Genomic DNA, 13,538 nt, shown 5'->3' with positions numbered 1-13,538 from the left:
ATGGCTACCTCCAGAACGATAGCCTGGTTCTTCGTCCCGGGTACGCTGTTGTACCTCGTCGTCTTCGTCTTCCCGACGCTGAACGGGCTGCGCTATTCGTTCACCGATTGGAACGGCATGTCGGAGACGTTCCGCTACGTCGGACTGGACAACTTCAAGAACGTGGCGGAGAATCTCATCTTCCATAAGGCGTTCTTCAACAATCTGAAGTTCATGGCGGCCGTCGTCATCGTTCAATCGGTGCTGTCGCTGCTCGTCGCCCTGCTGTTGTCGGCCAACAGCAGGAAGAACGTAGCCCTTCGGGGCTTGTTCTTCTTTCCGGCGATCATCTCGTCCGTCGCGATCGCCTTCATTGGCGCTTTCGTCTACGATCCGACGCTCGGGCTTCTGAACAATCTGCTCACAAGCATCGGATTGGATTCGCTCGCCGGCAACTGGCTGGGCGATCCGGACAAGGCGATCTACTCGGTCGCGGCCGTTCAGATCTGGTCTCACCTCGGCCAGATGGCGCTCCTGTATATTGCCGGCATTCAAGGCATTCCCGCCGACCTGTACGAGTCGGCGACGCTCGACGGAGGCAACCGGTGGCAGCTATTCCGCTGGATTACGTGGCCGCTGCTCGCTCCGACCGCGACGATCGCGGTCGCGCTGACGACGATCGGCTCGTTCAAGGCGTTCGATCTGATCTTCGTCATGACGAAGGGCGGTCCCTCCTATTCGACGGAGATTTTGTCTACCTACATTTACACGGCCGCGTTCCAGAACTACAGGTTCGGCGAAGCGTCCGCGGCCTCGGTTTATTTCATGGCGATCATCGCCTTGATTACGTTCATCCAATTCAAGAGCTTGCGAGCGAATCGCATTACGCAGTAAGGAAGGTTGACCTATGCCGTTACGAATTGCCGGATCCCTGTTCCTGCTGGCGCTCGGTCTTGTGATCGCCGTTCCGCTCGTCGAGATTCTGCTCACCTCTCTTAAGGAGACCGGCGAGTTCTATACGAACCCGATCGGTTGGCCGCAGGCGCCTAGCCTCCATCGTTACGTCGACCTGTTCAAGAAGCAACCGATGGTCACGTATTTCGCCAACAGCGTCATCGTCGCGGTAACGACCGTGGCGCTGGTCCTGTTGTTGGCAACCATGATCGCCTATGGCATTTACCGGTCGAAGGGGCGGGCGGGCAAGATCATGTTCGGATTATTCCTGGCCGGTCTGCTCGTGCCCTCGCAAGTGAACATGATTCCGATCTATTCGATGATCCAGCAGCTCGGCTTCACGAACAGCCGAACCGGGTTGATCGTCGTCTCCGCGTCGATGATGCTGCCGTTCTCCGTCTTCCTCATCACCGGCTTCGTCCGGCAGCTGTCGCGCGAACTGTTCGAGGCGGCGGCGATCGACGGGGCGGGCGAGTGGCGAATGTTCCTCCGCATCGCGGTGCCGCTGTCGGTTCCGCCGCTGGCCGCGGCCGCGACGCTGCTGTTCGTCGGCATCTGGAACGACCTTCTGTTCCCGCTGCTGCTCATCTCGGAGCGTTCCAAGCTGACGCTTCCGCTCGCGATGCTGCAGTTCCGCGGGGAATACGGGACCGATTATCCGAGCCTGATTACGGCCGTCGTCGTCATCAACGTGCCGATGATCGTCATGTTCGCGCTGCTGCAGAAGCAGTTCGTGGCTGGCATATCGGCGGGAGCGCTTAAGGGGTAAGCAGGAATCAACGCAAAGAACCGCACAGGCGTGCGGTTCCTTGCGTTGGTTACGCCCGATTTTCTCCCCGATCCGTTTTTCTCCCCGACCCTACTCCTTAACCGCCCCGAGCACGATCCCTTTGACGAAAAACTTCTGCAGGAACGGATACACGAGCAGAATCGGAAGAGCGCCGATGAAGATTTGCGCCGCCTTGACGGATTTATTCGATATATTCTCCAGATCCTCCGGATTCATGGCCATCTTGGTGAAATCCTGCTGCACGATAATGGTCTGCAGCAACGTCGCCAACGGGTAATTCTTCGCGTCCGTATTGTAGAGCATGCCATGGAACCATTCGTTCCAATGGAACACCATCGTGAACAAGGATAGCGTGGCGAGAGCCGGCAGCGACAACGGCAAGTAGACGTTCCACATCGTCTTGAAATGGCTGGCTCCGTCGATGAACGCCGCCTCCTCCAGCTCCTTCGGAATGTTGCGGAAGAAGTTGAGCAGCAGGATGATCGACCATACTTCCACGGCCGTCGGAAGGACGAGCGCCCACAAGGAATTGTTCAAGCCCAGCTTCAGAATCAGAATATAGTTCGGCACGAGGCCGCCCGAGAACAGCATCGTGAATACGAAGAACCAAGCGTATAGGGAACGGCCTCTGAAGCTGGAAGACTCCTTGGATAACGGGTACGCCGTAACGGCGGCGATGACGAGGAAGATCGCGGTGCCGAGCAGCGTCCGCTCCACCGATACGAGGAGCGAACGGCTGAAGTTGCCGTTGGACAACGTATCGATGAACGAGTCGAACGTGAAGTCGACCGGCCATAAGTACACCAAGTTCGCCATCGCCGCATCTCTTCCGCTTAAGGAAACGGCCAGAATATGAACCATCGGAAGCACGCAGCACAGGCTGATAACGATGAGCGCGACGGTGTTGAACCAAGTAAAGAGACGATAGCCGTTCGTACGATAGAGCATGCCGATCCCCTCTTCCGTCAGAATATGCGGTAACCTGCGAATTTGTAGGCAAGCCGGTAAGCGGCCACGATCATTACGAATCCGATCGCGGATTTGAACAGGCCGACCGCGGTTCCTAGACCCATATTGCCGCTAATGATCGCCGTTCGATAGACGTACGTATCGATAATGTCGCCCTTGTCGTACACGAGCGAATTGTACAGATTGAATATTTGATCGAATCCCGCGTTGAGAACGTTGCCGAGCGAGAGCGTAGCAAGCACGATCGTAATCGGCATCATGGCCGGAATCGTAATATACAAGGTTTGTTTCCATCGATTCGCGCCGTCGACGACGGCGGCTTCGTACAACGAGGGGTTAATGCCCGCGAGCGAAGCGAGGAACACAATCGTTCCGAACCCGAATTCCTTCCAGACGTGGCTGATGACTACCGTAATTCGGAACCATTCTCCGTCGCCTAGGAAGAAGATCGGCTGGATGCCGAACGCCGTTCCCAGAAGCTTGTTGATCATTCCTCCGTCGGTAGACAGAATCTCTTGCAGAATGCCGCCTAGGATGACCCAAGACAAGAAGTGCGGCAAGTAAACGAGAGTCTGCACGGAACGCTTGAACCAGGAGATTCGCGCCTCGTTCAGCAGCAGCGCGAACAAGAACGGGGCGATCAAGCCCGCGATAATCTTCGATACGGCGATAATCAACGTGTTCCACATGACTTGGACGCTATCGGACTGTTCGAACAGCTTCTCGAAATTCCGCCATCCTACCCACGGCGAATCGGTTAGCCCCGTCCAAGGCTTGAAATCTTGGAACGCCATGATAATTCCGCCCATCGGAACGTAAGCGAACACAAGAGTGAGCAGAACGCCGGGAATCAGCATCAGATGCAGCGGCCAATTGCGCTCGAGGTTCCACTTGCGGCTTCGCCGCGATATTGCCTTGCCCATCTTCCTCCACTCCTTGCTCTCTATGAAGAATGAGTCGGCCGCAGATCCGCCTGCCTTGCGTGCGCGGGCAAATCTGCGGCCACGTTCCGAATTCCTTGAATCGACCTTCGACGATTACCCGCCGTTCGCGGCTTTATACCATTCGGCGACTTCCTGCTGGATTTGATCCCCGCCGGCTTTCTTCCAATCTTGAACCCACTTGTCGAAGTAATCGATCGGTTCTTTGCCGTAGATGATCTTGCTGAACATTTCCGCTTCCATCTTGTCTAGGTTCTCCTGCTTATCCTTCATCGTCTGCGTCTGCGGACCGTTGTACAGATTGTTCACGGTGTGCTCGCGCTGCTCGTAAATATACTTGGCCGCCAGCTTCGACTGCATCGGGAACGTGTTCAACGTTTCTTCGTAAGGAGTCGCCGGCGCTCTGCCGTCGGCCAGCTCCGCCAACGCCTTAATCTGCTTGGACGGTACGACTGGAGCCATGAAGAGGAACTGCGGCGCGTGCCTGCCGCCCGGAATTTCGTTCTCCGTCGTCACCCGCTTGCCTCCGACGAAGTCGTAATCGTAGCCTCTGGCGAACCCGAATTCGAACTCCCCGCCCTTCGGCGGATCTTCGTACACTTCGTATAGATAGTTCTGATACTCGAACAACGCTTGCGGATTCTTCATATCCTTGTTGACGAGCAGCACCAGCCAGTGGTTAAGCCCATTGCCGATCTGGCCGATCTGGCCGTCCGGTCCTGCCGGAAGCGGATAAGGCTGGACGTTCGCGCCCTTGACGTTACCCTCCGTTGCGTTGAACGGCCAGCTGTAAGCCCATTGGGTCGAGAACGAGATGCCCGCCTGGCCCGACGTGAACAGTTCCATCGCCTTGACCTCGTCCTGAATGCCGGCTTCCTTATGCAGATAGCCTTTGTCGATCCACTCTTTGATCTTGCCGATCGCCGTCTTCGTCTCCGGCGTCGTCGTGCCGTACACGATTTCCCCTTGCTTGTTCTGATGCCAGATGCTCATGAAGGACCCGTACGAGCCCATGATCGGATTCAGTCCGATCCAAGTCGCCAAGTTGTATTTGACGTTCTTCAACGCGGCGGCGAGAGCGATCGTGTCCTTCTTCCCGTTCTTGTCCGGATCTTGGTTCACGAACGCGTCCATGACGGCTTCCAATTCCTCGGTCGTGGTCGGCGCCTTCAGATTCAGATTATCCAGCCAGTCCTGGCGAATCCACATGACGTCGTCGTGGAGGAGCGACGCCTCGATCATCGGGATGCCGTACGTTTTCCCATCGCGCTTATACGGGAGCCATACGTCTTTCGTCTCCGCCATCGCCGCCTTCCACTCGTCCGAAGCGTACTTCTCCCACAGCTCGTCGATGGGCTGGAACTTGCCCGAATCGATCAACGTGTGCGCGACGTCCGCGGGCACGTAGAGATAATCCGGCATCGGTTCGTTCGCGGTCAACGTCAGCATGAGCTTCGTCTTGAACGCGTCGTTGGTCGTCGGCGTCGTCCAGAGAATCTTCTGCTTAATGCCCATCCGATCTTCCAACCAACGCGTGAACACGTTGTCGTCGAGCGTCTCTCCGTTCTTGAACTTCAGCTCCGGACCGATCTGCTTCACGGTCGTGATCTCGATCGGCGGATCGTATTTGCCGTCCTTCATGACGGCCGCGCCCGACGAGCTCTCCGGGCTGGAGGATGCCTCGGTCGTCGTGGAAGCCGATGAAGATGCCGACGTGGAGGGCGAGCTTGCGTTGTTCCCGTTGTTATTGCTGCACGCCGCGAGCAGTGATGCCGTGATTACCGAAACCGCGATTGCCATCGATAGTCGTCTCTGCATATCCTAGCGATCCCCTTCCTCAATTCATTGATTTGGTTGGCTAACTCCAGTATAGATAGCGCTTCCATGAGGGGATATTGGAAGAACGCAAGATGGTTATGACTTTATTAACTATTCAGACAACGGGGTGTTTTTAACTTTCCCTATACTCCTGGGGCGTGCGTTCGAACTGCTTCTTGAATACTTTATTGAAGTACGCATGGTCAAGTCCGACCTGCTCAGCGACTTCGTAGATTTTAAGATCGGAGTGCTTCAGCAGGTACACCGCTTTTTGCATTCGAATCTGGTGGATATAGTCCCGCAAGTTCTCGCCGGTCTCCTGTTTGAAGATCTTGGACAAGTATACGGGGTGAAAATGAACGTAATCGGCAATCGACTGCAAGGACACGTCTTCCTTCAGATGATCGACGATATAGGACTGAACCTTCGCCAATAGTTCCTTGCGCGAGTCGGTCGTATAGTCGTCTGCGCTGGCGCGGAGACGGCCCAGAACGGAGATCGCCCATTCCTTGAGCAGGGAAGCCGAGCGGAACTTATCGTTGCCTGGCATGACGCCGTCCATCATGCTCTCGGACACCTGTTGGCCGTTCTTATGGGCGAAATGCAGGAAGCTCGACGCGATGGAGTAGTAAGCTTCCATGAGATGCTCTCGCGAAGTAGGAAAGCGGCCCAACAAATCCTGATAGATAACATCGACTTTATGGACCGCTTCGTCCCATTTGCCCGTATCCAGCAAATTAAGCAGCGTCGGCAGCCGGTACAGCTCGTCGAGAGCCATCGTCTTGACAGCCTTCCGATCGTCGTCGCCCATCGAGAAGAACAACCCGCTGCTGCTGCCGATCCGATTGCGGAACGAAGTCATCGCCGTTTCATATAACCCGCGAATATCGCCGGGGAACGCGCCCCAATCGCTGACCATGATGGAGATCGTGCCCTTCAAGTAAGTGAAGACGCTCGTCTGCACCTGCGCGGCTAACCGTTCCACCAGCCGCAGCTTGTCCTCTTCCGGCCGAGCCGGCTCTGCCGCGTCGGAGCCCTGCTCTTGCTCCCGGAGCCGGAGGACGAATACCAGATAAGAATGGGTATCCGAGTGGTGCCACGTATCGAATCGCTTTCCGAAAATCTCTTCCGTAATGTTGCATACGGCATATTCGAGCAGATGCGGACTGCGCGCGCCGTTGCTATAGAATTCGTCCTCCAGCCGGACGAGCAGCAACGCGATGGAATCGCCCTGCGCGAACGGCAGCTTGAGCAACCCCAGCTTCAGCTGCAAAGCCTCCCGGTCCGGCACTCGTCCTTGCAACAGATCCCCGAGCAGGTTGTGCCTTAAGAGCGGCATATGCTCCCGCAAGGCGACGACGGAAGCGTTGTATTCGCTGATCTGCTCCCACTCGGCCCTTAGCTTCGCTTGCGCCCTGCGTACCGTCTCCGCCAGCTCGTCCTCGTGAATCGGCTTCAGCAGATAGTCCGTCGTGTCCGCCCGTATGGCTTCGCGCGCATAATCGAACTCCCCATGTCCCGACAGTATAATGCAGCGGGTGCCTGACCAGCGCTCGCGAATTCGGCGGATCAGCTCCAGCCCGCTCATCCCCGGCATGCGGATATCCGTAATGACGATATCGACATGATGCTGGTTCAGCTGTTCGAGCGCCTCGTAGGCGGAAGAAGCCGTGTATACGTGATCGACGTCCAGCTTATCCCAAGCTATCGTATACTTAAGCCCTTCGATGACGGAGTATTCGTCATCGACGATCATCACTCGGAACATCCGTACCCTCTCCTTCCGGTCCGTTATAATCGGTCGGCGTCCATGCCAGCCTTACGATCGTTCCCGCGTTCTCCGCGGGACGGTACTGCACGCTGGCTTGATCCCCGAATCGCAGCGCCAGCCGCTGATTCACGTTCCAGACGCCGTATCCGGTCTTATCGCTGACCGGTTGCTTCAATCGCTGTACGACTTCCTGAAGCCGCTTCTCGGACATTCCGACCCCGTTGTCCTCGATTTCCAGCCATACGCCGTCTTGCTCCATGCCCCCGGTGATGAGAATGCTGCCGCCCCCGGGCTTCGGCTCGATCCCGTGGATCACCGCGTTCTCGACGATCGGCTGCAGCAGCAATCGCGGAATCTCGAATAGCTTAAGCTTCTCCGGCACTTCGATCGTATAGTCGATTCGGTTCAACCGCAGCTTCTGAATCTCCAGATAGTTCTGAATAAGAAGAAGCTCGTCGGCGATCGTCGTGTCCGGCTTCTCCAACCGGGTTGTGTATTTGAAGAAGTTGCCCAGGTTGATCGCCATGCGTTCGATCGGCTCGAGCCTCTCCAACCGAGCCATATTCACGATGAAGTAGAGACAGTTGTACAGAAAATGAGGATTGATCTGCGATTGAAGCTGCTTAAGCTGCGCGTCCCGGGATCGGAGCTGCTCGGAGTATACGTTCTCGACCAGTCGTTGGATCTGTTCCGTCATATCGTTGAACCGCTGGAAGACGAAGCTGAACTCCGTGTTCTTGACGGCTTGGATCCGCGTGTTGAAATCGCCGTTCTTCACCTTGCGCAGACTTCGCATCAGCGTTAGAATCGGGCGCTGGACGTGCCGATACAGCATGAAAGCGGCGAATACGCCGAGCAGCAGCTGCAAGGCGATCGAAGCGTAGAACAGCCGGGTGCTGCTCACGATCGGAGACAGCACCTGTTGCATCGGGACGTAATCGACGATCGCCCAGCCCTTGAGATTCGTCCGGAAGTAGTTCACCTGATAAGTTTGGCCGGACAGCTCGGCACGGAAAGAATCCGACCGCTCAAGCGGCCGTTGCCTTAGCAACCTCGCCACTTGTTCGGTCAGATTCTCGTTTTGCTTCGGATTCGCGACGATGCCGAGCTCCGCATGGAACATGAACGGATCTCCTTGGCCCGTGGCCTTATAATTGTCGAGCAACCGGATCAGATTGTCGTCGTCGAACCGCAGCTCGACGACGTTGTCGGCCTTGAGCGGATCGCTGTATCCCGACGAGGAACGAATGGAGTAGTAGAAGAACTGGTAATTCGGCCTCGAAGCGCCTTCCTTCTTCTCGGTCACCCACTCGTTGGCGACTCGTCCCGCCAGTTGATCGGCATGATAAGTAATCAAAGCGGCCGGATCGATCGCTTCTTGCTTCTTGGGGAAATAGATCGTGCTCCGCGAGGGCCAATCCGACAAGTTATTCTGTATGGTAATTCGCTCTTCCGCTTTCCGCTTCGTGTCGACGATGTCGAAATAGCTCTCGAACCCTTCGATCGTCTCGAACGACTTCACGATCGGATCGCTTCCCAGCTGCATAGCGGCTTTGGTCAGATGGTCAAGCTGCAGGTTCAGACTGCTCTGCGCGAAGGCGAGCCTGCTCTCTATCGCGTTCTCGATCTCGTTCTGCACGACTCCGACCGATACCCGGTTCGAATAGGCATGCAAGACGAGGATCGGAATGAGCAGGAACACGATGAACAGCATTACCTTATGGAAGATCGTCAGACGGTCCAGCAACATCGCACATCCCCTTTTACGACGATTGGGTCGGGCTTGCGCTCAAGACATCGCGGTGCGTCGCCTTTACGGCTTCCGTGAACTCCTCCCACGGCGCATCGTCGGCGGTCAGCAGCCCGTAATTGCCATTCAACGGGTGCCGGACGGAGCGGAAATCGTATAAGGCGAACCAATGGGCGCCCACGCACGACGGTAACGCGACAGCCTGTTTAATAAATTTATCATACAATTGTCCCCGGCGGCTCTGATCTTTCACCGTGGCGTGCTGCGCGCCGTTCGTGCTGCTCAAGTAACCGGCTTGGCGCCCGGCGCAGATGCTGAATTCGGTTACCATGACCGGCCTGCCGGTCAATTCGCTCACTCGCGTCAACCACTTGCCCGGGAATTCGCGGGTGTAGAAGTTGAGCGATACGACGTCCAAGTATCGGCCCATGACTTCCAAGACGACTTCCGGCGTGCTGGCTCCGACCAATCGGCAGCCCAGGATCAGATGGTTCTTATCGTACGTTCTTAGCAAGGAAGTCGTCGTGCTATAGTAGGTCTCCGCGATCAGCTTCAAGTAATCCAGCTTGTCTTGCTCGAATGCCTCGGTGTCCGCCGTATAGCTGAAGACGGTAAGCAGATCGTCGAACGCCCAATATTCGCCGTTCCATGCTTTGTTCAAGCTGTCGATGTCGCCGTAACGATCCTCGAGGAAGCGGACCCATCTCTTCTTCCCCGGCGCGGTCGAGGGGAGTTCGAAATAGTCCTGCAGCAGATTCGTCGGATCGGCTCCTTGCTTCATATCGTCCATGCCCCATTGGCCGCCCTTGCCCCACCAATGCAATTCGTTGTCCGTATAGTAGCCGATCAGCGAAGGGTCGTCTTCCAGCATGCGTCCTTCGCCGTGGAAATGTTCGGTCAGCACGCGTTGAATCGAATACACGAAGCTGTCGCAGAAGACGTCCGGAAAGCCCACGCCCCAATCCACGTTGACTTTGTTCGCGTGTTGGGACAGACGAAGCTCGATCGTCTTCGGAAAAGAATTGCCCCAATAGTACTTCTCGTGCCACGCCGCCAGCGTGTTGAAGCCGTACTCTTGAATCTGCTCCAGCTTCCGGTCCGCGAACCGTTGGAACCATTGGCCGTCGCTGCCGTAAGCCTCCTGTAATTGGGCGCTATTCAAACTATCCGGAAGGAATACGCAATTGACCCCGAGCGAGAAGAATTCCTTGCCGTTCGGATCGAGCAGCGCCCAGCCTCCGTCTTCTTTCCGGCCCGTCGTGTAAAATCGCTTCGACATATCGCTCGTGCTCCCTTCGATTTGCGGTTCAGTCTCATCGTAGTTGCAAGGCGCGGCCTTGAGTATTGGAAACCTTGAAGCTGGATTGTTTTCCGTTAGCGAGTTTTTTCAGTTCGGTACTTGAACCTCAAGGCTTTGTTGTTGTTCTCGAAAAAAAACAGGTCGTCCGCGACAGATAATCCTGTCGCAGACGACCTCATGGTTTCGCGGGTCAGCGCGTAAATTCGGACATGCCCGGCGTGTTGGAACCGCCGTCGTTCGGATAAGCGCGAACCGTGTAGGTACCGGTTCCCGACCCTAGGTTCGTGCCTGACAGGCTAAGCGTCCAGTAGCCTGTTGCCGGATCGTACGCCGCCGGGTTGTAAACCGGCGTGCTTCCGAACGAGTGCGCAGCCTGATTCAGGTATTGGCCCGACGAATTTTGAATCGTGACCGTAACGCCGCTGATGTGTTGGTTTCCGTCGGGATCGAGCGCGATGCCCCGGATTTCCGTCGGTGCCGAAACGAGATTCCAGGTCGCGTTGCTCGGCTTAACCCCGCCGGGCGACGTCACCGCGGCGATGACATTGCCGGACGTGTTGCTGGCGGACGGTCCCGTGTAGCTGCCGAACAATTGCTTGTACTTGGCTGCCGCATTCGGATAATCCGTCGGAGGACGATGCTGGCCTTCGGCGAAATCCCAGAACGACTGAAACTCGACGCCGGTTGCGTTAAACCATTTGTACATCGCTTCGACAAAGTACGGATTGTCGCCGGAGCCGTTGCTGCCGACCCCCCATTCGGAGAATGAGACCGGTTTGCCCCGTTGCTTAGCGAAATCGCGCAGCCAGTTCAAGCCGTATTCTCTGGTTATCGTGTACTGGAATCGCCGGGCGGGGTCGCTGATGTCCGACCATATCGTCTCGTCGTATACGTCCATGCCGATGATATCGACGTACGCGTCGCCCGGATACGCCGTTTCGAGCGCGATCGGTTCGCCGATATTTACGTTCCATTCGATCTTGAACTTGTCGGACACCGAGTGGAACGTGTCGGCGAATTGCCGGAACGCGTTGATGAAGTCCTGCGTTTTTTGCTGTTGGTTTTCTCCCGGTCCGGCGACAATCGTCCACGGGAACCACCAGCCGTTGAACTCCCACGCCGTCCGTACGTAGATGTCTTCCTCGTCGCCGGCGAATTCGAGGATGCGCTCTGCCTGGCTTCTATAGTAATCATTGTATGCGCCGGTGGCGGCTCCGGCGAGCGTACCTTCGGTCGACGTTATGATCGGGATGTTCCAGAACACCTTCTTGCCGAGCGGTTCCCAGAAGTTGTCGATCAGGAACGTCAGCGACGAATTGTAGTCGCTCCAGTTCTGGAATCCCGTGGCGTGGTACAAGTAGAAGTCGCCTCTTCCGAACCAGGATTCGTAGGTCTGCACGTTCTCGATCGAGTTGCCCTCATACACGCCGCTAATGAAGGTCCTTCGTCCGTCACCGCCGGGCGGAGGCGTCGGTGTCGGTCCCGATCCGGATTGGACGATCGAGAAGATGCCGGACGCGTTAGACGGAATGTACCAGCCGGAAGCACCCGATTCGAATCCGCCGTTGGCGATCAGGTTGGATCCGCCGTTCACGCCGATAAACACGTCGTCGATGTACAGCGTGCCGGCAACGTTGCCCGTATCCTGAAACTGCAAATTCACCGTACTGTTGGAACCGGAATTGAAATTCAGCGTATGCTCGGTCCAGGTGCCTGTTGCTGTAACTTCCGAACTGGTCAGGTTGGCGCTCCAGTTGCCGTTGGCCACCTTGGCGGTCATTTTGCCCGAGCCGTATACCCAGAACTTGAGCACGTAATTGGTGTTTTGCGAGACAGACAGATTGTCCTCTGTCGCGCCCTGCCAGGACGGCGAGCCGCTCACCGCGGCCTTCATCGACCAAGACCCGCTGTGCGCATTGCCGGCGGGCGTCGGTGTCGGAGTAGGCGTAGGAGTAGGCGTAGGAGTAGGAGTAGGCGTAGGGGTAGGCCCCGAAGCGGATTGGACGACCGAGAAGATGCCGGACGCGTTCGACGGAATATACCAGCCGGACGCACCCGATTCGAATCCGCCGTTCAAGACCAGATTGGAACCGCCGTTCACGCCGAGAAACACATCGTCGATGTACAGCGTGCCGGAGGCATTGCCAGTATCCTGAAACTGCAAATTGACCATGCTGTTGGACCCGGAGTTGAAATTCAGCGTATGCTGGGTCCAGGCGCCTGTTGCGGTAACTTCCGAACTGGTCAGGTTGGCGCTCCAGTTGCCGTTGGCCACCTTGGCGGTCATTTTGCCCGAGCCGTATACCCAGAACTTGAGCACGTAATTGGTGTTTTGCGAGACAGCCAGATTGTCCTCTGTCGCGCCCTGCCCGGACGGCGAGCCGCTCACCGCGGCTTTCATCGACCACGACCCGCTGTGCGCGTTGCCGTAGGGAGAACCGGGCGGCAATTCAACGATCGAGAAGATGCCGGACGCGTTAGACGGAATGTACCAGCCGGACGCACCCGATTCGAATTCGCCGTTGGCAATCAGATTGGATCCGCCGTTCACGCCGAGAAACACGTCGTCGATGTACAGCGTGCCGGCAACGTTGCCCGTATCCTGAAACTGCAAATTCACCGTACTGTTGGACCCGGAATTGAAGTTCAGCGTATGCTGGGTCCAGGTGCCTGATGCGGTAACTTCCGAACTGGTCAGGTTGGCGCTCCAGTTGCCGTTGGCCACCTTGGCCGTCATTTTGCCCGAGCCGTACACCCAGAACTTGAGCACATAGTTCGTGTTTTGCGAGACGACCAAGTTGTCTTCGGTCGCGCCTAGCCAGGACGGCGTACCGCTCACCTCGGCTTTCAACGTCCACCCGCTGCCTACCGCCGATACGCTGCCGGAAGGCGCCATTTGCGCCACTGCGGAGACGATCAGCACGAACGCGAACCATAGGCGCAACGACCTTTTGACGTTACTTTTCATTATTGCACTTCCCTCCCCAATGAAATTGGCCCGTTCGGCTCCCAAGCGTCGCCATGGCGGAGACCTTTGGAAACGATTTCTAGATCCGGGCAGTTCCATTATAGGGACGAGGATGAACGCCGTTATAGAGTAAAAAATTGATTTTTCTGATGATTTTCAAAGAACGGTGCGAACGTTAACGCCAGCGCGAGTCGACAATTGTTCATAACTACCCGAATGGGGGGCTGCGGGATATGAAGCTTATACCGCGGCAGGATGGTATACTGTAGCAAGCCATGTTTACGACTCTACGCGGACA

9 protein-coding genes are annotated in these 13,538 nt (G+C 56.5%); 2 read left to right on the top strand and 7 right to left on the bottom strand.

The features are described 5' to 3' along the window. Together ACFQZG_RS13900 and ACFQZG_RS13895 are read left to right on the top strand one after the other, a co-directional pair. Window positions 1–873, top strand: coding sequence for a carbohydrate ABC transporter permease (locus ACFQZG_RS13900; protein WP_378153446.1), 873 nt, complete (start codon window positions 1–3; stop codon window positions 871–873). A gap of 13 nt (window positions 874–886) precedes the next feature. Next, the gene (locus ACFQZG_RS13895) at window positions 887–1,702 is read left to right on the top strand and encodes a carbohydrate ABC transporter permease (protein ID WP_378153444.1); all 816 of its coding nucleotides are present in this window, start codon (window positions 887–889) and stop codon (window positions 1,700–1,702) included. A gap of 90 nt (window positions 1,703–1,792) precedes the next feature. Here the strand turns inward: ACFQZG_RS13895 and ACFQZG_RS13890 are convergent, their stop codons facing one another. The 7 genes from ACFQZG_RS13890 to ACFQZG_RS13860 all read right to left on the bottom strand — a co-directional run bounded on the left by ACFQZG_RS13890 (window position 1,793) and on the right by ACFQZG_RS13860 (window position 13,240). Then, a complete protein-coding gene (locus ACFQZG_RS13890) occupies window positions 1,793–2,671 on the bottom strand; it encodes a carbohydrate ABC transporter permease (RefSeq protein WP_378153442.1) in 879 nt (292 codons plus the stop codon). A gap of 17 nt (window positions 2,672–2,688) precedes the next feature. Beyond that, window positions 2,689–3,615: an ABC transporter permease gene (locus tag ACFQZG_RS13885; RefSeq protein ID WP_378153440.1), complete on the bottom strand. Its 927-nt coding sequence runs from the start codon at window positions 3,613–3,615 to the stop codon at window positions 2,689–2,691. A gap of 114 nt (window positions 3,616–3,729) precedes the next feature. Beyond that, the gene (locus ACFQZG_RS13880) at window positions 3,730–5,451 is read right to left on the bottom strand and encodes an extracellular solute-binding protein (protein WP_378153438.1); all 1,722 of its coding nucleotides are present in this window, start codon (window positions 5,449–5,451) and stop codon (window positions 3,730–3,732) included. Window positions 5,452–5,584: 133 nt separating this feature from the next. Next, complete coding sequence (locus ACFQZG_RS13875; RefSeq protein WP_378153436.1) at window positions 5,585–7,219, bottom strand: response regulator transcription factor; 1,635 nt, start codon at window positions 7,217–7,219, stop codon at window positions 5,585–5,587. Beyond that, entirely contained in the window at window positions 7,194–8,972 is a 1,779-nt protein-coding gene (locus ACFQZG_RS13870; RefSeq protein ID WP_378153434.1) for a sensor histidine kinase, read from the bottom strand. Before ACFQZG_RS13870 ends, ACFQZG_RS13875 begins: the two co-directional genes overlap by 26 nt. Before the next feature lie 13 nt (window positions 8,973–8,985). Further along, complete coding sequence (locus ACFQZG_RS13865) at window positions 8,986–10,251, bottom strand: beta-galactosidase (protein ID WP_378153432.1); 1,266 nt, start codon at window positions 10,249–10,251, stop codon at window positions 8,986–8,988. Between the two features lie 211 nt (window positions 10,252–10,462). Then, on the bottom strand, window positions 10,463–13,240 hold the full coding sequence (locus tag ACFQZG_RS13860; RefSeq protein ID WP_378153430.1) for a carbohydrate binding domain-containing protein: 2,778 nt from the start codon (window positions 13,238–13,240) through the stop codon (window positions 10,463–10,465). Between the last annotated feature and the right edge of the window lie 298 nt (window positions 13,241–13,538).

The sequence above is a fragment of the Cohnella sp. GCM10027633 genome, assembly GCF_042675445.1.
GTDB lineage: Bacteria > Bacillota > Bacilli > Paenibacillales > Paenibacillaceae > Cohnella.
The sequence above is the reverse complement of the archived record's forward strand: the minus strand, read 5'-3'. Positions and strand labels throughout refer to the sequence as shown.

Coding starts and splice junctions, on each gene's coding strand:
- ACFQZG_RS13860 (WP_378153430.1), bottom strand. CDS start 13,240: ATGAAAAGTAACGTCAAAAGGTCGTTGCGCCTATGGTTCGCGTTCGTG.
- ACFQZG_RS13865 (WP_378153432.1), bottom strand. CDS start 10,251: ATGTCGAAGCGATTTTACACGACGGGCCGGAAAGAAGACGGAGGCTGG.
- ACFQZG_RS13880 (WP_378153438.1), bottom strand. CDS start 5,451: ATGCAGAGACGACTATCGATGGCAATCGCGGTTTCGGTAATCACGGCA.
- ACFQZG_RS13895 (WP_378153444.1), top strand. CDS start 887: ATGCCGTTACGAATTGCCGGATCCCTGTTCCTGCTGGCGCTCGGTCTT.
- ACFQZG_RS13885 (WP_378153440.1), bottom strand. CDS start 3,615: ATGGGCAAGGCAATATCGCGGCGAAGCCGCAAGTGGAACCTCGAGCGC.
- ACFQZG_RS13900 (WP_378153446.1), top strand. CDS start 1: ATGGCTACCTCCAGAACGATAGCCTGGTTCTTCGTCCCGGGTACGCTG.
- ACFQZG_RS13890 (WP_378153442.1), bottom strand. CDS start 2,671: ATGCTCTATCGTACGAACGGCTATCGTCTCTTTACTTGGTTCAACACC.
- ACFQZG_RS13870 (WP_378153434.1), bottom strand. CDS start 8,972: ATGTTGCTGGACCGTCTGACGATCTTCCATAAGGTAATGCTGTTCATC.
- ACFQZG_RS13875 (WP_378153436.1), bottom strand. CDS start 7,219: ATGTTCCGAGTGATGATCGTCGATGACGAATACTCCGTCATCGAAGGG.